Annotated in this window: 13 protein-coding genes; 5 read left to right on the forward strand and 8 right to left on the reverse strand. The window is 65.4% G+C overall.

Going from position 1 to position 19,308, the window contains the following annotated elements; genetic code table 11:
* Positions 1-166: 166 nt before the first annotated feature.
* Positions 167-991, forward strand: a complete 825-nt coding sequence (locus ACO054_RS13130; protein WP_421707032.1) for a DUF2189 domain-containing protein — start codon at positions 167-169, stop codon at positions 989-991.
* Between the two features lie 70 nt (positions 992-1,061).
* Here the strand turns inward: ACO054_RS13130 and ACO054_RS13135 are convergent, their stop codons facing one another.
* The 6 genes from ACO054_RS13135 to ACO054_RS13160 all read right to left on the reverse strand — a co-directional run bounded on the left by ACO054_RS13135 (position 1,062) and on the right by ACO054_RS13160 (position 13,828).
* Positions 1,062-2,639: an AAA family ATPase gene (locus ACO054_RS13135; protein ID WP_421707033.1), complete on the reverse strand. Its 1,578-nt coding sequence runs from the start codon at positions 2,637-2,639 to the stop codon at positions 1,062-1,064.
* Between the two features lie 68 nt (positions 2,640-2,707).
* On the reverse strand, positions 2,708-5,245 hold the full coding sequence (locus ACO054_RS13140; RefSeq protein ID WP_421707034.1) for a glycoside hydrolase family 65 protein: 2,538 nt from the start codon (positions 5,243-5,245) through the stop codon (positions 2,708-2,710).
* Positions 5,242-6,795 carry a trehalose-phosphatase gene (gene otsB / locus ACO054_RS13145; protein WP_421707035.1) on the reverse strand — a complete coding sequence of 518 codons (1,554 nt, stop codon included), beginning with the start codon at positions 6,793-6,795 and terminating at the stop codon, positions 5,242-5,244. The genes ACO054_RS13140 and otsB overlap by 4 nt, the downstream gene beginning before the upstream one ends.
* A 100-nt stretch (positions 6,796-6,895) precedes the next feature.
* Complete coding sequence (locus ACO054_RS13150; protein ID WP_421707037.1) at positions 6,896-8,902, reverse strand: methyl-accepting chemotaxis protein; 2,007 nt, start codon at positions 8,900-8,902, stop codon at positions 6,896-6,898.
* 543 nt (positions 8,903-9,445) lie between these two features.
* A complete protein-coding gene (locus ACO054_RS13155) occupies positions 9,446-11,686 on the reverse strand; it encodes a HAMP domain-containing methyl-accepting chemotaxis protein (RefSeq protein ID WP_421707038.1) in 2,241 nt (746 codons plus the stop codon).
* Between the two features lie 561 nt (positions 11,687-12,247).
* Entirely contained in the window at positions 12,248-13,828 is a 1,581-nt protein-coding gene (locus tag ACO054_RS13160; RefSeq protein WP_421707039.1) for a fused MFS/spermidine synthase, read from the reverse strand.
* A gap of 209 nt (positions 13,829-14,037) precedes the next feature.
* Here ACO054_RS13160 and ACO054_RS13165 point away from each other — a divergent pair, with 209 nt between their 5' ends.
* The 4 genes from ACO054_RS13165 to ACO054_RS13180 all read left to right on the forward strand — a co-directional run bounded on the left by ACO054_RS13165 (position 14,038) and on the right by ACO054_RS13180 (position 17,381).
* Entirely contained in the window at positions 14,038-14,646 is a 609-nt protein-coding gene (locus ACO054_RS13165) for a SoxW family protein (protein ID WP_421707040.1), read from the forward strand.
* 147 nt (positions 14,647-14,793) lie between these two features.
* Positions 14,794-16,143 (forward strand): sulfite dehydrogenase, encoded by a 1,350-nt coding sequence (gene soxC, locus ACO054_RS13170; RefSeq protein WP_421707041.1) that lies wholly within the window; start codon positions 14,794-14,796, stop codon positions 16,141-16,143.
* On the forward strand, positions 16,127-16,780 hold the full coding sequence (locus tag ACO054_RS13175) for a c-type cytochrome (RefSeq protein ID WP_421707042.1): 654 nt from the start codon (positions 16,127-16,129) through the stop codon (positions 16,778-16,780). Before soxC ends, ACO054_RS13175 begins: the two co-directional genes overlap by 17 nt.
* A 211-nt stretch (positions 16,781-16,991) precedes the next feature.
* Positions 16,992-17,381, forward strand: coding sequence for a c-type cytochrome (locus ACO054_RS13180; protein WP_421707043.1), 390 nt, complete (start codon positions 16,992-16,994; stop codon positions 17,379-17,381).
* 175 nt (positions 17,382-17,556) lie between these two features.
* Here the strand turns inward: ACO054_RS13180 and ACO054_RS13185 are convergent, their stop codons facing one another.
* Both ACO054_RS13185 and ACO054_RS13190 read right to left on the reverse strand, forming a co-directional pair.
* Positions 17,557-17,997 (reverse strand): metalloregulator ArsR/SmtB family transcription factor, encoded by a 441-nt coding sequence (locus tag ACO054_RS13185; RefSeq protein ID WP_421707044.1) that lies wholly within the window; start codon positions 17,995-17,997, stop codon positions 17,557-17,559.
* Positions 17,998-18,128: 131 nt separating this feature from the next.
* Positions 18,129-19,055: a DMT family transporter gene (locus ACO054_RS13190; protein ID WP_421707045.1), complete on the reverse strand. Its 927-nt coding sequence runs from the start codon at positions 19,053-19,055 to the stop codon at positions 18,129-18,131.
* Positions 19,056-19,308: the final 253 nt, after the last annotated feature.

Here is a 19,308-nt window from a genome sequence, read left to right on the forward strand (position 1 = left end):
CGGGGACAGCTAGACTGTAAGTGAATGCGACACATCGACCGCACAGGTGATTTTAGGAGTTAGTCGCAACTTGGCGCTACGGTCCGGAGATCCGGCCGAAACCGCCGAGACAGCGTCCAACTCGAAGGCGTCCACCTTAGAGGACCAGTAAGAGGATTCCGTCGGGATGACGACACAGGACAACACGCAAGACGATCTGAACCCGCAGACCGACGAGATCGTGCCCGTCTTCGGCCAGCCGCTGCCGAAGATCCGCAAGATCAGCGTCGATCGCCCCTGGGCCTGGTTGGCCGCGGGTTGGCAGGATCTGCGCGCGGCACCGGCGGTCGGACTCGGCTACGGCGCCGCCTTCGCGGTGGTCGGGTTCCTGTTGCTCGGCATCTCCTACCAACTCGAGCTGTTCTGGCAAGTCGTGCTGCCGCTGGCCGGCGGCTTCCTGCTGGTCGCGCCGGTTCTGGCGGTGGGTCTCTACGAAACCTCTCGCCGTCTGCAGGCGGGCGAGCCCACCTCGATGCGTCTCGCGCTGACCGGCTGGAACCGCAACCTCGGCCAGACGGCCCTGATCGGCATGGCCGGCCTGGTACTCTGGATCGCCTGGATGCGTCTGGCCTTCCTGATCTTCATGCTCTTCTTCGCCTACGAGCCGCCGCGCCCGGACCATTTCCTGGCCGACGTGTTCCTGTCGGACATCACCATTCCCTTCCTGCTGACGGGAACCGCCGTGGGCGCCGTGCTGGCGGTCATCGCCTTCGCCATCTCGGCCGTCTCGGTCCCGATGCTGATGGATCGCGACATCAACGTCATGGCCGCCATCGTGACCAGCGTCGAGGCCGTGCGGCAGAACTTCTTCCCCATGATGGTCTGGGCCTCGCTGATCGTGCTCTTCACCGCCGCAGGCCTGCTGACCTTCTACTTCGGCCTGATCATCACGCTGCCGCTGATCGGCCACGCGACCTGGCACGCCTACAAGGATCTCGTCTCGGAAGACTGACGCAGTCTCGACGACCGGCACGGTCAAGCCCCGGCACGGTCAAGCCCCGGCGCGTTCAGGCCCGGCACGATCAACCAAGGTCGAGCGAACGCCTGGCGCGTTTCAGGACCGTCTCCGGACCGCCCTCGGCGTAAAGGCGGGTCCAGTCCAGCTCGCCCAGGTCGTAGCCGAGCTGCCGCTCGACGACGGTCGCGTCGGCGTCCGAGGCGTCTGCCCGGCGTGCCGAGACACGACGCTTCAGCGTCTCGGCCGGCGCCTCCAGCCAGAGGCCGTCGAACCGCAGTCCGGCGGAGTCGGCCAGCCGACGAAAGGCCCGGCGTTCCTCGGGCCGTGCCGCAACAGCATCCAGCACGACGGCGTGACCGCTTGCCAGGACGACGGCGGCCAGCCGGGCCATCTCAGCGTAGACAGCGGCGGAGCCGGCAGCGCTATAGGCCTCCGGCGGTAGAGGCCGGGTCTCGCAGGCCCCGGCCAGACGCTTTCGAATCTGATCGCTGCGCAGCACCACGGCGCCCGGCGAAGCGCCCAGCGCCGGCGCCAGCGCGCGCGCCAGCGTCGACTTGCCGCTGCCCGACAGACCGCCCACCGCAAGCAGACGGGGCGGCGGCGGCGCCAGGTAGCCTTCGGCCGCCGAGAGGTAATCCAGGGCCTCGCGCCGAAGCGCCTCGGCCGATGCCGCATCGCGCTGGGTCGCAACCGCCGGCGCGGTCACCTTGGCACGTACCCCGGCGCGCAGGCTGAGGAACAGCGGCAAGGCCGCCAGCCAGTCGGGGCCGCCGAGCCCGGCCCGCGCCGCCGCCTCCAGGTAGCCGTTGAACGCCCGGTTGGCGAGCGGACGCAGCCCCCGCTGGTCGAGATCCATCAGAAGGAAGGCCAGGTCGTATCCCAGGTCGACGGTCGCAATAGCCGTGCTGAACTCGATGCAGTCGAACAGCGTCGGTCGGCCGTCCAGCAGCACGATGTTGCGCAGGTGAAGATCGCCGTGACAGCGACGCACAAAGCCCGCGTCGCGACGCGCGTCGAGCAGCGCGGCCGCACGCTCCAGATGCGCGCGACAGGACGAGATGAGCCGCGCCACGCGATCCGCCGGCAGGATGTCGGAGACGGCCGCGAAGTCTTCCTCGTTCTCCGCGATCACCCGGCGGAGCCCCTCGGCCCCACCGTAATCGGCGACCGGATCGGCCTGCGCCTGCAGGTCCACCACCTGCCGAACCAGAGCCTCGATCAAAGCGCCGTCCAGGCGACCCCGCTCCGCCAAGTGGTCGAACTGCCCGTCCCGGTCGAAGCGGCGCATGACCACGGCGAGTTCCTCGGTCTCCGGCGACAGGACGAAGCCGTCCGCCGGATCCGCGACCGGGTCGCCGAGGACGAGGTCCGCCCCCCGGCGTAGAATCGGCGTGACGCCGAGATAGAGATCCGGGGCCGCGCGGCGGTTCAGGCGTAGCTCCTGCAGGATGGCCGCTGCCCGCTTCTCCCGCGTCGAGAAGTCCATGAAGGAAAAGCGCACGGCACGTTTGATCTTGTAGGCACGCTCGCCGGCCAGGAAGACCAGAGCCGCATGGGTGTCGATGCGCTCGACCTTCGCCGGCGGGGGCGCGTAACTGTCGCTCCGGCCGAGAAAGTCGGCGACTTCGCGCTGGTCGATCATAGCTCTGCGAAACCCTGTCGCGGGACCAGCCGCAGGCTCGCCTTCGCGGCAGCCGGGCGAGTCACCGCCTAGCCCATGGCCCGCTTCGAACCGCCGCCCTTGGCGACCTCCGCCGCTGCATCGGGAGCGGGCTCATGATTCGACGGCGAGAGCGCGAACTCAAGCTCCTCGCCATGGGAGATGTCGTGGATGCGACCGTCGAAACCGATTCGGATCGGTTGAGCCACGTGGTTCGAGGCGACGACGCGCAGACGGTCCCTGCCGACCGAGATCTGCAGAAAGTGCCCGCGATAGCGCAGCTCCATCTCCAAATGAGACAGCTCGTCGGGCAGGCGGGGATTGAACCAGAGCACGTCGTCCGCCAGCTCCAGCCCGGTGTAGCCGCGCTGGACCAAGTCCACCGTGCCGGCCATGGCGCCCAGGTGAATGCCCTCGGCGGTCGTGCCGCCCTGAATGTCGAAGACGTCGCTCCGCAGCGCCTCGCAGAAAAGTTGCCAGGAACGCCGGCGGTCGATTCGCGCCATGACCCAGGACTCTACCACCCGGCTGAGGGTCGAGCCGTGCGACGTGCGCGCCGAATAGTAGGCGATGGTCCGCTCGATCAAACGGTCGTCCCAGGTATAGCCCATGCCCTCGATCAGGGCGCGCAGCTCGCGCGCCGAGAAGAGGTAGAAGAGCATCAGGACGTCGGCCTGCTTCGAGAGCTTGTAGCGGTTCGGCGTGTCTCCCTCCGCCTCCAGGATCCGGTCGAGCCGCTGGATGTCGCCGTACTTGGCGGCGTAGCCGACCCAGTCGAACTCCAGCAGATCGCCGTAGCCCTCGAACTGGCTGATGACCGGCTGGCCATCCTCGTCCTCGTGGAAGCAGAGGGTCAGACCGTCGGCGATCTCCTCCCAGCGCGCCAGTTCGTCGTCGCCGAGACGCAGGCGCTCGCAGAGTTCGTCGCGATCATGGAAGGGCAGGCGCTCCAGGACCTCGCGCGCACGGCGCAACAGCCAGGACACCATGACGTTGGTGTAGGCGTTGTTGCGCAGACCGCCCTCTTCCTGACCGGGATAGCCGTCGTGATATTCGTCCGGCCCCATCACGCCATCGATCATCCAGCGTTCGCCCGTGCCATCGGGTTGGCTGCCGGCGCGTTCGCTTATTGAGGCCCAGAAGCGGGCGATTTCCAGCAGCATCTCGGCACCGTAGGCGCTGAGGAACTCCAGGTCGTCGGTCGCCTGGACGTATTGCCAGACGTTGTAGGCGATGGCCGCATTGACGTGCCGCTGGCGCTGGCTGTTGTCCGGCAGCCAGCGGCCCGACTTGGGATTGAGATGGACCTGCTGGGTCTCCTCCCGCCCGTCGCTGCCCGACTGCCAGGGATACATGGCACCGGCATGGCCGGCCTCTTGCGCCAACCGCCGCGCCGAGCCGAGCCGACGGTAGCGGTAGAGCAGAAGCTCGCGCGTGATCTCCGGCAGACGCTGATTCAGCAAGGGGAAGATGTAGAGCTCGTCCCAGAAGATATGCCCGCGATAGGCTTCGCCATGCAGGCCGCGCGCCGGAACGCCGACATCCAGATCGCAGATGTGCGGGCTGCAGACCTGCAGCAGATGAAAGACGTGCAGCCGAAGGATGCGGTTCATCTCCTCGGTCTCGGTCTCCGTATTGTTGGAGATCCGCATGTCGAAACGGCGCCAGAGCTGCGACCAGACGAGGGCATGGCGTTGCGCCAGCCGAGCGAAGTCGTCCGCCCGGCGCGCAAGATCGAGCGCGGCGAGCCGGGGCTCGCTGACGGCCCGGTCGCGGCTGGTGAAAAGCGCAACGATCTTCTCCAGCTCGACAGCCTCGCCTTCCTGGGCCATCAGCCGGAAGCGGGCCCCCGCGTAGCCTTCCGTAAGATCGGGCTCGGGGCTCACGTTCAGAGGAGCGCCGCCGCTGGACAGGCGCAGGCGCGCGGCCTGAACCATGCGCAGGCGGGACTGGCTTGTCTCCACCTCGAGATGCAGAACGCCGTCGGGTTCCAGACCGCTGGCCCCCGGCACCAGATGCTGGCTGCGCAGACTGCGATAGCGGGGAACGCCGCCGTTGACCACACGCCCGTCGAGCGCGGCGCGCAGCTCGATAGGGCTGCTCCAGTTTTCCGGCGTCAGGGACCAAGCCTGGGCGGCCAGATTCGGCTGATCCATCGAGACCAGACGGCTGCTTTCGATCCGGCTGATACGTCCGGCAGAATCCTTGACCCGCAGACGGCGGTGCAGCAGTCCGCCGGCCATGTCGAGTTCCTGGCGGTATTCGAGAAGCTCCAGGGCCTGCAGATCGAACCAGGGGGCGGCGCCCTCTCCCGTGGCGCCCTCCCCCGTGAGATGGCGGAAGGCGACCGGCAGCCAGTTGGGGAAGTTGACCAGATCCTCGTTTTCGACCGGCCTGCCGCTGACGTCGCTGACCAGACGGTTGTAGCCGCCCGCCAGGTAGGTGCCGGGATAGTGCGGCCCGCCGGCCTCCGTCTCGTCGGCCGCGCCGCGCACGGCGAAGTAGCCGTTGCCGAGCGTACAGAGCGCCTCACGCAGCCCCTCTGCCTTGGGATCGAAGGTGTCGTAGACCAGCGACCAGCCGCTCACGCGTCCCGCTCCAGCAGCAGCGCGAAGAAGCGCCCGACCTCCTCCGGCGAGGCCAGGGTATAGCGCGCCGCCGTCCGGGCCGCCGCCCCGTCGCGCACCAGAATGCCGAGACCGTCGTCGGCCAGGGCGCGAAAGGCGTCCTCGTCGGTCACGTCGTCGCCGATGTAGATCGGCAGGACCTCTCGCAGGTCGAGGCGGAGCGCATCGATCACCCAGCGCACAGCCCGCCCCTTGTCCCACTCGATGTCGGGCTGCAGCTCGTAGACCTTCTTGCCGAGACCCTTGCGGAACTCCGGATGGGCGGCCAGCACCCCGTCGACCACCTCCTCGAACCGCGGCTGATCGTCCGGCGCAACCAGGCGGTAGTGGACCGCCACGGAGAAGCGCTTGCGTTCAACCAGCGCCCCGGCGAGGGGCTCCAGGCCGCTGCGCAGCGCCGCCTCGATGGCATCGAGCGCGGGCAGATAGTCGGTGCCGTGTTCGGCCTGTACCGAGAGACCGGCGGGGCCCTCGATCTCGAAGCCATGGCTGCCAGCGTAGATCAGGCCCGGGACGCCGACCAGCTTGCGCACGTCCTCCAAACCCCGGCCGCTGACGACAGCCACTGTGAAGCGGCTGGCCAGGTTCGTCAGCACCGTTCGCATTTCAGGCGCCAAGACGGCCAGATCGGGGCGCTCGACGATGCCGGTTAGCGTGCCGTCGTAGTCCAGGAAGAAGGCGAAGCTGCGTTTGCCGGCGGTCGCGCGAAGCGCCTCGATCCCTTCGAGCGCCGAGGGCAGCTCGGTCACCGGCCGCAGCGCTGCAGCATCCTGGCCGGCCGCACGGACCGCCACTTCGCTCAGATCGTCGACCACCAGATCCGCCCCCCGCTGCGCCAAAGCGGCCCCGACAGCCGCCGGTCCGCCGCGCCCCGCTATGCCGATCACCAGCCCGAAACCGCCGGCGCGAGCCGCCTCCACGCCGGCCTCGGCATCTTCTACGACCACAGCGCGGCTCGGCTCAATGCCCAGGCGCGCGGCGGCAGCCAGAAAGGTATCGGGTGCCGGTTTGCCCGCCAAGCCTTCCTGGGCCGAGGTCACGCCGCTGATCAAGGTGTCGACGGCCTCCAGCAGCCCGGCCGCCTCCAGGATCGCCGGGGCATTTCGGCTGGCGGAGACCACGGCCGTGCGGAAGCCCGCCGCCCGAACCTGCCGCAGAAAGGCGATGTTGACGGGCAGGAGCGGCACCCCCTCGGCTTCCAGCAGGCTTCGGAAAGTGGCGTTTTTCTCGGCGGCAAGCCGGTCCAGGGTCTCGGGTTCGACAGCAATTCGGCGGGCGGCCAGAAAGGAGCGAATGCCGTCCAGACGCGGGCGGCCATCCACATAGCGGCGATAGTCCAGCTCGGGATCGAAGGGCGGGCCAAGCCCCCGATCCGTCAGAAAGCGGTCGAACAGGGCGGTCCAGGCGCGCGCATGCAGCGCCGCCGTATCGGTCAGCACCCCGTCGAGATCGAAAATCACAAGATCGTACTGGCGGCGCGAAACTGCGCGCGGAAAAGCCCCGGAGTCCATCGATATGCGCCAGTCGTTCAGCCCTTGAACCAGGCCGCAGACTAGAGGGACGACGGACTTCGGGGCCTTGCGCTAGATCAGACGCGGTTGGCGGAACCGTTTACGCCGACTTCAGGCGTTGCACGAAGGAATCGACTTCGTTGCGCAGGTTATTGGTCTGCTGGCTGAGCTCGCCGACCGCCGAGAGCACTTCGCCGGCCGCCCGGCTGGTCTCGTCCGCACCGTCATTCACGCTGGAAAGCGTCTGGGTCACCTCGCTGGTGCCGGTCGCCGCCTCCTGAACGTTGCGGGCGATCTCGCCCGTCGCCGAGGTCTGCTCGTCCACCGCGATCGCAATCGTCCCCGCGATGGTCGAAATCTCCTCCACCGTCTTGGCGATCACCTCGATCGCCTCGACCGCACCGCCGGTCGCAGACTGCACCTCGGCGATTTGCTGGCCGATCTCCTCGGTCGCCTTGGCCGTCTGGGTCGCCAAGTTCTTCACTTCGCTCGCCACCACCGCGAAGCCCTTACCCGCCTCGCCAGCACGCGCCGCCTCGATGGTCGCGTTCAGCGCCAGCAGGTTCGTCTGCTCCGCGATGTCGGAGATCAAGCTCACCACCTCGCCGATCCGCTCCGCCGCCGAGGCCAGCTGACGCACCGTGCCCTGGGTCTCGTTGGCCTGCTCCACAGCCTTCTTGGAGATGCTTTCCGACTGCTCGACCTGGCGGCTGATCTCGCGGATCGAGCCGCTCAGCTCCTCCGAGGCCGAGGCCACCGTCTGGACGTTGGCCGAGGCTTCGGTCGAGGCACTGGAGGCCGAGGTCGCCTGCAGCTTCGTCTGCTCGGCGATCGAGGACATCGACTGCGCCGTCGCGTTCATCTCCTCCGCAGCGCCAGAGACGCCTTGGAGAATACCGGCGACGGCCGCATCGAGGTCGGTGGCCATCTGCCCCATCAGCTCCTTACGGGTCGCCTCGGTCCGCTGGTCCTGCTCCGCAGCCAGACGTTCGGCCTCGATCATCGAAAGCCGGAACGACTGCAGGGCCTCCGCCATCTCGCCGACTTCGTCCTTCTGGCCGACCGCCGGGATCTCAACGGTCTTGTCGCCATTGGCGAGGCTGCGCATCGCCGCCGTGATGGCCGCGATGGGGCGGGCGATCCCGGTCCCGATCAGCCAAGCGGCCGCAGCACCGAGCAGCAAAGCCACCACCACGGCGCCAAGCAACGTCACCACGGCGTTCTGCACCGCCGCGGTCGCCTCCGGACCAAGCCGGTCCTGCTCGGCACGCGCCAGTTCCGTCAATTCCGCAACAGCCAACATCACCTGAGGACCGATGACGTCGAGGCGTTCCGCGATGAGCACATTGCGTTCCAGAATCAGCTCGTGAACCTCAGCGTAGGCCTCGCGATAACTCTGAACCTCCTCCATTGCCGCGGAGACCAGCCGACGTCGCGCAGGATTCTGCAACTCGCCCAGCAGCCGGTCCAGGGCCTCGTTCATCTGAGAGAACTCCGTGAGCGCCCGTTGATAGTCGGACTCCTGATTGTCGATTAGGAACTTCTGGACGTAGAAGCGCGCGAGCATCAGATGTTCCTGGGAACTGCCGGCATAGAAGGCCACGTCGACATCGCCGTCGGCGTAAGCGCTGTCCATCACCTCCGTCAGCTTTTTGCGCATGTCCGGGCCCAGGACGTTTAGTTGGTCGTGTACCAGGGCGTTGCGGCGATTCCGCATGACCACGAGCCTATCGAAGACCTCTCGATACTCGGTCAGCCCAGCCGCGATCTGCGAGAGAATCTCTTGCCGTTCCGGGAGGTAGATCACCTCCTTCGCCGCGGCGGCAGCCTCGACCGCGCTGCCCTGTGAGGTCTGTACGCGCGAAACGCTGTCTTCGTCGCCGCGGATCAGGAAATCCTTCACCGCGATCCGCGTCTGCATCATGTCCTCGCCGACCGACGCCATCGCATTGGATTGGCGCGCCAATTCACGATAGCGCTGAAAGGTGTCGCTGGCGTTGCTCAAGGCCCAGACAGCCCCGCCGCCAATCAACAGCAGCAGCAAAAGCACGACGCCGAAACCGCCGAAGGTTTTGGTTTTGATGGGGATGTCGTTGAGGAATTTCACGGCGGCCAATCCTTTCGAGGGTCGATCGGCGCTAGCCCGGAGGTGGCCGACGAACTCCGAGGAATAGCCCCGGCCACTTAATCGGGGCTTAATCACAAATCCGCTTTGTCAAAAAAATCTGGCGAGAATGGCGATACAGGTAAATACACACGCGAATAAACGGAGGATCGTATCTGAAAACCATTGTTTTTCGGGTGTATTGAAGAATTTCCACTTTAAGTTTATAGATTTAAGAATGATTTCGCGAAAAGTGAGAAGGCCATATTGTCAGTGTTTGAGAAACTACACGACCACCTCAACAAAAATGGAAAAACTGTACAATCATACAAGCAGTGAATGCTGATGCGTCGAGCCTGTTCAGGCAGAGTGCGCAGCCCTAAAGTATAGTTTCAGCTCGTTATGCTCGTAAATTACCGAAGCAGTCCGATAAAACCGTGAAGAGGTCTGCGGAGCAGACAAGAGGCGCGGGACCTTCCGGACCCGCGCCTCTTGAACCCCTCCACGAAGGTCGCCGAGAACGCAATCCAATCTCAGACGGTCCTACTACGCCGACTTCAGGCGTTGCACGAAGGAGTCGACTTCGTTGCGCAGGTTGTTGGTCTGCTGGCTGAGCTCGCCGACCGCCGAGAGCACCTCGCCGGCCGCCCGGCTGGTCTCGTCCGCGCCTTCGTTGACACCGCCCAGGGTCTGGGTCACCTCGCTGGTGCCGGTCGCCGCTTCCTGAACGTTGCGGGCGATCTCGCCCGTCGCCGAGGTCTGCTCGTCCACCGCAATCGCAATCGTCCCCGCGATGGTCGAAATCTCCTCAACCGTCTTGGCGATCACCTCGATCGCCTCGACCGCACCGCCCGTGGCGGACTGCACCTCGGCGATCTGCTGGCCGATCTCCTCGGTCGCCTTGGCCGTCTGGGTCGCCAGGTTCTTCACCTCGCTCGCCACCACCGCGAAGCCCTTGCCCGCCTCGCCCGCACGTGCCGCCTCGATGGTCGCGTTCAGGGCCAGAAGGTTCGTCTGCTCCGCGATGTCCGAGATCAGGCTCACCACCTCGCCGATCCGCTCCGCCGCCGAGGCCAGCTGACGCACCGTGCCCTGGGTCTCGTTGGCCTGCTCCACAGCCTTCTTGGAGATGCTCTCCGACTGCTCGACCTGACGGCTGATCTCGCGGATCGAGCCGCTCAGCTCCTCCGAGGCCGAAGCCACCGTCTGGACGTTGGCCGAGGCTTCGTTCGAGGCGCTGGAGGCCGAGGTCGCCTGCAGCTTCGTCTGCTCGGCGATCGAGGACATCGACTGCGCCGTCGCGTTCATCTCCTCCGCAGCGCCAGAGACGCCCTGGAGCACCTGGGTCACGGCCGCATCGAGATCGGTGGCCATCTGTCCCATCAGTTCCTTGCGGGCCCTCTCCACCTTCTCCGCCTGTTCGGCAGTCAGCTTCTCGGCCTCGATCATCGAGGTCTTGAAGACCTGAACGGCCTCCGCCATCTCGCCGATCTCGTCCTTCTGACCGACCGCCGGGATCTCCACGGTCTTGTCGCCGTCGGCAAGCACCCGCATGGCCGAGGTCATGGCACCGATCGGTCGGGTCACGGTGGAGATGACGACCACGATCAAACCGCCGGAGAGCAGCAGAGAGACGGCCAGCATGATGGCGATCATCGTGTTGGCTGCCGTCACGGCCTCGGCCGCGGCCTCGTCGGCACCGTCGCTCAGGGTGTCGGCGGCCGTGGCAACGGCGTCCAGAGCCATGGCGACCCGGTCCGCGTCGGTCTCGAGCCTCTCGGTCAGAGCTTTCGCTTCCTGTTCGGCCTGCAGCATGTCGCGGTGGGTATCGAACAGGCGCTCGTTCTCCGTCGCCAAGGCGATCCAGGTGGTGAAGAGACCTTGCAGGTTCTCCGCATCCGCTTTGTCCTCATCCGTCTCCGCCAGCCTGACCAGGACCTCCACGTAAGGATCGGTGGAGGCGTGCAAGTCCAGGAAGTTGGTCTGGATCGCGGGCAGGTTCGCCGGATCTTCCTCGGCGAGGTACTCACCCGCCGTATCCTGCATCTCCATGACGATCCGCTGCAGCTTGAGAGCGGCTTCGACGACCGGATAGTCCTCTTCGAACAGGCGCCCAAGGATGTCGTTGAGCTGAGCGGCCGAGGCGCCGCGCCGGGTCAGGACATCGCCTTCCTCCTCTGCGTTGGCCATCTCCTGCTCGTTTTCCTGCGCGAACTCGTCCAAGGCGGTAATCAGTTCGCCGCCAGCCTGGTCGAATTCATCCAGAAGCCTTTTACCCTTGATCTCTTCCTCAAGCATCGTGCGGTGCGCGACGATCATGCTCCGCGAACTCTGGAGAAACTCCGTATGTTCCTTCCGAGCGGTCTCCATTTCGTCCAGCAGATCGGGATCGTCGACCAGCCCGGTCAGTTCGACGTAAGTAACCTCGTATTCGCCGGCGAGTTCCTCGAACTCCGCGGCAAGACCTTGGGCGCTCTCGATCGACTCGTCGGCGATGATCTCCTCGGCGACCTTGTTGGCCTCCCAGATATTGGCGATCAGATCGCTGGCGGTCTCGACCGTCGGCGCCGTGACGTCGGTGATGTTGTTGAGCGTACCGTTGATCTGCGTGATGAACTGCAGTCCCACCAAGCCGGTCGCGACGCCCAGGATGGCGATGGCCGCGAAACCTGAGATCAAGCGGGTCGAGATCTTGATGTTCTTAAGCCACTGCAAACCGCCTCCGCTGGAGGGCATGCGGACTTTGGCAGCGCCAGCCTTGGCGGTCTTCTCAACGTTCTCAGACATCGGTCTTCTTCCTCTTCCGGCTCACCGTCTTGGCGTAGAGCACTGCATTCATCACCGAGCGTCTCGGGCGGCCGGACGGCCGTAGCCCTCGACAAAGACCCGTACCGACGCGGTACTTCGGCGGTATTCATCAGCCGTCGGCCTGCCCAATCCAGACCGACCCAAATCAACCTCAACGACGCCCCTCAACTATTGATCGATTGGGTTAATCAAGACCTAATATTGCTACGTAATCTGACAGTAAATTTCATAGACAGTCTTGATTATGAAATTGTTTGTTGGAGTATGACCGATATCATGAAGTATTCGTTTATAAGTATTTCAATCACAACAGAGATCTACTTTAGGTAGATCGCATTCGATCGAGAAGGCGGGCGAAGACTGGCGGAGCAGCTATCGGCCGACGCCGGACGCACCAGCACGCGCGACCGTCTGCCGTTGGACTGTCGAGGAGACAGCGATGGCACGCGGCGGCAAAGCCTCGCCCTCCCGACCGGTCGGGACGACAGCCCCCCGACACCACAGCCCCCGACACCTTGGAGCAGGATCGCGCTTCGGACTTTAGAGATCGTCCGCGAGAAGGCTGCGCATCAGCCGACCGACCGGTGCGAAGTCATCGGTCAGAAACGGCACCTCGGCGGCTGCCAGGCGCGGGTTGAGAATCTCGTCGGGCCAGACCACCCAGCGATGGCGGGCCGAGCCAAGCTGCGGGCGCGAGCTTGCCGCATCGCCCGCGACCACGAGAAAAGTGCTGCGCGCGCCGGCGCCGAGCTGATCGAGATCGACCCAGACCTCGACGTGGTCGAAGACCTGTCGGAAGGTCGCGACGAAGGCATAGAGAAAGCGTGGATCCTCGGAGCTGTCGATCAGGTTCTGGGCATAGAAGCCGCCGGGCGTCAGCCGCCCGCGTAACAGCCGGGCGAATTCCCGCGTCACCAAGTGGGGCGGTGCCGTGAAGTCGTGAAAGGCATCCCCGACGATCACGTCGAAGCGCCGTTGCGGCGGCATCCGGGTCAAGGCGAGACGACCGTCCTCATGGCGTAGTTCGATGCCTGTAGGATCGAACCAGAAATGCGTCTCGGCGACCTCCGTCACGGCCGGGTCGATCTCAACGACCGTCTGACGCACGGCGGGATACTTGGCCTGCCAGGCGCGCGGCAAGGTGTAGGCTCCGCCCCCGATGAAGAGGGCGTCGAAACCGCCCGGACCGTCCAGCCGCTCGCCGAGCCGTTCCGGCAGAAGCACGTCGATCAAGTCGATGTAGGAGGAATGCAGAACCGTCGGATCGTCGCGGTCGTTGATGCCGTGCGCCAGGTGATCGATCACCATCAGCTTGGCCGGCCGCCCCGCCTCCGCCGTGAAGTCGACCGCGTTGATGCAGTAGTAGTCTGACTCGGTCAGACAGGGCGGCGTCAAGGCGGCGAGTCTCTGGCTCGGCAAAAGGATCGCCAGCAGCGCCGCACCGGTCACGGCCGCCAGGGCCGCCGTCTCCAGGCTGCTCAGACGGGCCGCCACGGCAAAGCCCAGGGCGAGCAGGAGATAGCTGCCCGCCACCGCCACGACCGTCCAGGTCGAGCCGATCCAGGAGAGGAAGAGATAGCCGGCGAGCAAGGTGCCTGCGATCGATCCGATGGCGCCGAGCGCGAACATCTGACCGATGGCGACGCCCGGCCGCGCCGGCATTTCCAACACCGCCAGGCGCGTCAGGATCGGCGAGACCGTGCCGACGAAGAGGCTGGGCAGAAAGAACAGCAGGGTCGTGAAGAGCACGATGGCGAAGATGGGATCCCCCGTCCCGCCGAGCACCAAAGGCGAGACCAACCGGATCAGCGGCAGACAGGCCCCCGCCGACACCGCCGCGGCCAGCAGCAGCCAGGCCAGTCGCCGGTAGCAGCTGCGCAGACTGCCTTCGGTCATCATCCCGCCGATCCAGTGACCGACCGAGAAGCCGGCCAGCACCACAGCGATCACTGCCGTCCAGGTGTAGAGCGACATGCCGACGTAGGGGGCGATCATCCGCCCGGCGACGATTTCCAGAACCAGGCCGCCGGCCGAGGACACCAGCAGCACGACCGCATAGCCGAACCGCCGCAGTCCGGCTCCCGCCGCCGGCACCGCAGTCCGCTCCCCTTGCTCTGCCATGCAGGTCCCCTCCCCTGTCGCGTCGGCCGTTTAGGTGGTCGTTTCGCTGGTCGTTTCGGTGGCCTTAGTGCCTTGGCTTGCCCGCGTCCTAACGCAAACCCTACACTTACGCCCAGAAGAATATGAATGAAGACCATGAATGCCGGGGCCGCCGCCGCGCGCTCGGAGCCGGACGTCATCCTCGGCGCGAGATAGGGGAGAACAGCCCGATGTGGACACGACGCGGTCTTCTGCAGCGTTCCTTGACCTTTGGCGGCGCCCTAGCCGCCGGCGGAGCCTTAAGCCGGTCGCCGAGCAGAGCCCTGGCGGCCCAGGTGGAGCCGGAGATCAACGACGACGGGCTCTACACCCAGCCCTGGTTCCTGCAGACCTTTCTCGATCTTGGCGAGGATCTGGGCGAAGCGGCCGAAAACGGCAAACGTCTGGCCGTGATCTGGGAGCAAAAGGGCTGCCCCTACTGCAAGGACATGCACCTGGTGAACTTCGCCGATCCGGCCATCAACGCCTATGTGCGGGAGAACTTCGAAGTCCTGCAGTTCAACATCCACGGCCTGCGGGAAACCACGGACCTGGACGGAGAGGTCCTGGACGAGCGGAGCATGGCGCGTCGCTGGGCCATCCGCTTCACGCCGACGGTGCATTTCTTCCCCGAGGACCCGGCCAAGGCGGCCGGCAAGACCGGCATCGAGGCCGAGGTCGCTCGGATGCCCGGCTACTTCAAGCCGCCGCACTTCCTGGCGATGTTCCGCTTCGTGCGCGAGAAGGCCTACGAGCAGGAAGACTTTCAGAGCTTCCTGAAGCGCCAGCCGGCGGCTTGATCCGGATTGCCGAGCGTCAGCCAGCGAAAACATATTCACTCTTGATATAATGTGTGCGCCGGGTAGGCTTGGGGAAAGATCGCCCGGCAGCACAGACGGTCATCAGAGCCGTCAGGCGGGCGACAGACCTGGGGAGTGAAGACGCCCATGAGCGACAAGACGAAAGGCGGCCGTCTGCCCTCGGCCGCAAGCGACGAGGGCTACGCCCAAAGATACCGGGACAATCCGCCGCCATCGCCCGAGCGCCGACGGTTCCTGACAGGAACGGCGGCGGTCGGCATGGCGGCCGGGGCCGGCGGCCTGTTCACCGGCGGCCGAGAGCTGCTCGCCAGCAATCCCGACAGTCTGCCGCCGAACGTTCCGGACTGGTCGCGCTATCTGGGCGCCGGAGTCGACGCCTATCCCTACGGCGCGCCGGTGGAGTTCGAATCCCACGTCGTCCGCCGCAGTGTCGAGTGGCTGACCGCGACCACCGAATCCTCCGTGAACTTCACGCCGATCCACGAAATGGACGGTTTCGTAACGCCCAACGGGCTCTGCTTCGAGCGGCATCACGGCGGCATGGCGATCATCCCGCCGGATGACTACCGCCTGATGATCAACGGGCTGGTCGAACGGCCGCTGATCTTCACCCTTCAGGATCTCATGCGCTTTCCGCCGGAGTCGCGCTTCCACTTCCTGGAGTGCGCGGCCAACTCCGGCATGGAGTGGCGCGGCGCGCAGCTGAACGGCGTGCAGTACACCCACGGCATGATCCACTGCGTCTACTACACCGGGGTGCCGTTGAAGACCCTGCTGAACGAGGCCGGCATCAAAACCAGCGGCAAGTGGATCCTGGCGGAGGGGGCCGACTCCTCCGGCATGACGCGCTCCATTCCGCTGGAGAAGGCCTTGGACGACTGCCTTGTCGCCTACTCGCAGAACGGCGAGCGGCTGCGCGCCGAGCAGGGCTACCCGATCCGCCTGGTGGTGCCGGGCTGGGAGGGCAACATGTGGGTCAAGTGGCTGCGCCGTCTCGAGGTCGGCGACCAGCCCTGGTACCATCGAGAGGAAACCTCCAAGTACACCGACCTGCTACCCGACGGCTCGGCGCGAAAGTTCACCTGGACGATGGACGCCAAGTCGGTGATCACCAGCCCCAGCCCGGAAAAGCCGATGCTGAGCGAGGGGCCTCAGGTCATCAAGGGCTTGGCCTGGTCCGGCCACGGCAAGATTGCGCGGGTCGACGTCTCGACCGACGGAGGCATCAACTGGCAGCCGGCCCGACTACACGAGCCGGTGCTCTCCAAATCTCTGACTTTCTTCTCGCTGCCCTGGAGCTGGAGCGGCGGAGAAGCCTTGCTGCAAAGCCGCGCCGTCGACGACACCGGCTACGTTCAGCCTCAGATGGCGGCGTTGCAGGAAGCGCGCGGGGTCAATTCGATCTATCACAACAACTCGGTTCAAACCTGGCTGGTGAACGCCAACGGAGCGGTCGACAATGTCCGTCTCGGGTAAGCGCAGCCTGGCGGCAGCCGCCCTTTCCCTTCTGGTCGCCAGCGCCGCTCTGGCCGAGGAGGGCAAGATCTTCGGGCTGGGCACGCCGGCGACGCCAGAGGAGATCGCGGCCTGGGATATCGACATCCGCCCAGACGGCCAGGGCCTGCCGACAGGCAGTGGAACAGCGGAGGCTGGCGAGACGGTCTATGCCGAGCAATGCGCCTTCTGCCACGGCGACTTCGGGGAGGGGATCGGGCGCTATCCCGTTCTGATGGGGGGCTTCGACTCGCTGACCGCCGACCGTCCGGAGAAGACCGTCGGAAGCTACTGGCCCTACGCCTCCACCGTCTGGGACTACATCTACCGGGCCATGCCCTTCGGAAACGCTCAGTCGCTCAGCGTCGACGACACCTACGCGGTAACGGCCTACGTGCTCTATCTCAACGAGATCGTCGACTACGATCAGATGATCGATCAGAGCAATCTGGCCGCGATCGAGATGCCGAACGCCGAGGGTTTCTTCCTGATGGAGGGGCCCGAGTTCGACCCCTCAGACCCCTGCATGCAGAACTGCAGAGAGTCGGTCGAGGTGATCGGCAAGGCCCGGATCCTCGACGTCACACCGGAAGACGGGGGCCAGGCGGCGATCGAGTAGGCTTTCCAGCGACGGGCGGCGCGGGACGCTGCGCGAGGCAAAGCCTTTCGCCGATCAACGACTTGCGCCCTTTGGTCGCGCGCCGGACAGGGCGAAACCGATAGTTTTCCCTTCCCCTAAAGCAATGTAACTCGCAAGAGTACCGTATCGTTATCGAGATCGAAGCGCACCTCACCGCTCGGCGCGCAATAAAAGAAGGAATGGGAGAGTTATGCGATTTACCAAGTCCCTTGCAGCCCTGGCCACCGTCGCCGCCGTCCTGTCCGTCACCGCCCCGGCCCTGGCCGAAGGCGATGCGGCCGCGGGAGAGCAAGTCTTCCGCAAGTGCGCGGCCTGCCACACGGTCGACGAAGGCGGCGCAGCCCGCGTTGGCCCGAACCTCTGGGGCATCTACGGCGCCCAGGCAGGCGGCAACGAGGCTTTCGCCCCGCGCTATTCCAACGGTCTGAAGGAAGCCGACTTCACCTGGAATGCCGAGACCCTTGCCCCCTACCTGACCAATCCGCGCGAAGTCATTCAGGGCAGCCGTATGGCCTTCCAGCTCCGCGACGAGCAGGAAGTCACCGACGTGATCGCCTACCTCAAGACCCTGAGCAACTAAAGCGCCCTCGTCTCGACGGAGGCGGCTCCGCCTCCGTCGAGGATGTGGATCGCACGTTCGGTTCGAAGTTGAAGTGAAAGACGCGCCGGTTCTGAAGGACTTCTCAGGGCCGGCGCGTTTTCTTATGGCGCGGAGCCTAACGAACGGGCGCGCTGCCTAGACTCAGGATCGCGCTCTAGCCGCTGCGGGACTGTGCCTCAGGACCGCAAAACATCCCGTAAAGCAACTCGATCATCTTGCGGGTCTCGTCGCTGGCCAGCCGGTAGTAGATGCGCTTGCCGTCGCGCCGGGTCTCGACCAAGGATTCGGCCCGCAGGCGGGCAAGCTGCTGCGACAGAGTCGGTTGTCGGATCATCAGAAGATCCTCCAACTCTCCGACGGTGCGCTCCCGCTCGGCCAGAAGACAGAGCACGATAAGGCGGTGCCTGTTGGACAGGGCCTTCAGGAACTCCGCCGCGCGCTCGGCCCCGTCCTCCATCTCACTCAGCGCCTTGGCTTTCGCCACCGTCTGATCCAAGGCCGTCTGATCCACGGCCGTCTGATCCGAGGCCGTGTTGGCACGGGCGGCCGGTGCCGCCTCTCCTTCCGAGGATGTCGCTTTACGTTGGGTCAACACGGAAATTCTACACTCACTCGCAGAGCGCCGGAACGCTATTACAGTCAACGATGATTGATCTTGCGATCTACCGCAGCCGATATATCGGGACGCGCAGCGCGAAAGCAAGCTCACTATACACGCGACCGGTGTTACCGGTCAGCGAGAAGCCGACGATGCTCGCGGTGCCAGACATAAAGACCGCTGGCGACGATCACCGCGGCCCCGATCAGCGTCCAGGCGTCGGGTAGATCTCCAAACAGAAGCCAACCATAGAGTGTCGCCCAAAGTATGGAGGAATACCCGAAGGGCGTGACTGTCGAGGCCGGCGCCGCTTGGAAGGACTTGATCAAGCAGAATTGACTGACGGCCCCGAAACCACCCACCGCGATCATGACAACCCAGCCGAGCAAATCGGGCGTCTGCCAGACGAAAACCACGGCCGCGCTGGACAGCAGCGCCCCGACCAGGGCCGTGTAAACCAGCGTGGTCAGGGGCGTGTCGACCGACGACAGCATCCGCGTCGTGATCTGATAAAGCGCATAGGTGCAGGCGGCCGCCAAGGGCAGGAGGGCCGCCACCTCGAACAGGTCCCCGCCCGGCCGCAGAATCACCAGGGCCCCAACGAAGCCGACGGCGACGGAGGCGAGCCGCCTGGGCCCAACCTGTTCCTTCAGCAGCGGGATCGACAGCAGCGTGACCAGAAGCGGGGCGATCAGCATGAGCGCGGACGCGGTGGCAAGCTGGACCTGGCTGATCCCGAAGAAGAAGAACGTCGTGGTGACGACCAGCAGAAGCGACCGCGCGACCTGAAGTTTCAGATTACCGCTGCGCAGGGTCGGAAGAAGGCGCCAGTTGAGGAAGAGCGCCAGAAGCGCGAAGTGGAAGACGTAGCGCGCCCAAATCACCTGCGGCACGGGGTAGCTCTGGCTCAACCACTTGGCCAGGCCGTCCATCGTGACGAACAGCGCCATGGTCAGCAGCATCCAGGCGATGCCGCGGCGGGCATCCTGCCCCGCGAAGACGTCGCCCGCACCCCCAGTGCTCGCACCCCCAGTGCCTGGCGCCCCAGTCGCCACCCGCTCCTCCCTTCTTCAGTGCCGACCTGGCTCTTCACTCTCAGCCCGAGCGATGGCCGCACGCGCGAACCTCCGCAGGCCGCAGAGGGGCGCGGCGACCTCTCGTGGATCCGCTTTGGACAGTCGAGACGACCCGATCGTTCGAACCGCGAGGCGGTTCCACCGCGGACGATCCTGCTCTAGTCATATAGACAGCAGGGGCAAAACACGAGGGACCCCAAGGACAAAAGGAAAAAGGGCCCTGACAGGACTG

Origin of the sequence: Algihabitans sp., assembly GCF_965226985.1 — a bacterium.
Taxonomy (GTDB): Bacteria; Pseudomonadota; Alphaproteobacteria; order Kiloniellales; family DSM-21159; genus Algihabitans.

Coding starts and splice junctions, on each gene's coding strand:
- ACO054_RS13130 (WP_421707032.1), top strand. CDS start 167: ATGACGACACAGGACAACACGCAAGACGATCTGAACCCGCAGACCGAC.
- ACO054_RS13135 (WP_421707033.1), bottom strand. CDS start 2,639: ATGATCGACCAGCGCGAAGTCGCCGACTTTCTCGGCCGGAGCGACAGT.
- otsB (WP_421707035.1), bottom strand. CDS start 6,795: ATGGACTCCGGGGCTTTTCCGCGCGCAGTTTCGCGCCGCCAGTACGAT.
- ACO054_RS13155 (WP_421707038.1), bottom strand. CDS start 11,686: ATGTCTGAGAACGTTGAGAAGACCGCCAAGGCTGGCGCTGCCAAAGTC.
- ACO054_RS13160 (WP_421707039.1), bottom strand. CDS start 13,828: ATGGCAGAGCAAGGGGAGCGGACTGCGGTGCCGGCGGCGGGAGCCGGA.
- ACO054_RS13165 (WP_421707040.1), top strand. CDS start 14,038: ATGTGGACACGACGCGGTCTTCTGCAGCGTTCCTTGACCTTTGGCGGC.
- soxC (WP_421707041.1), top strand. CDS start 14,794: ATGAGCGACAAGACGAAAGGCGGCCGTCTGCCCTCGGCCGCAAGCGAC.
- ACO054_RS13175 (WP_421707042.1), top strand. CDS start 16,127: ATGTCCGTCTCGGGTAAGCGCAGCCTGGCGGCAGCCGCCCTTTCCCTT.
- ACO054_RS13180 (WP_421707043.1), top strand. CDS start 16,992: ATGCGATTTACCAAGTCCCTTGCAGCCCTGGCCACCGTCGCCGCCGTC.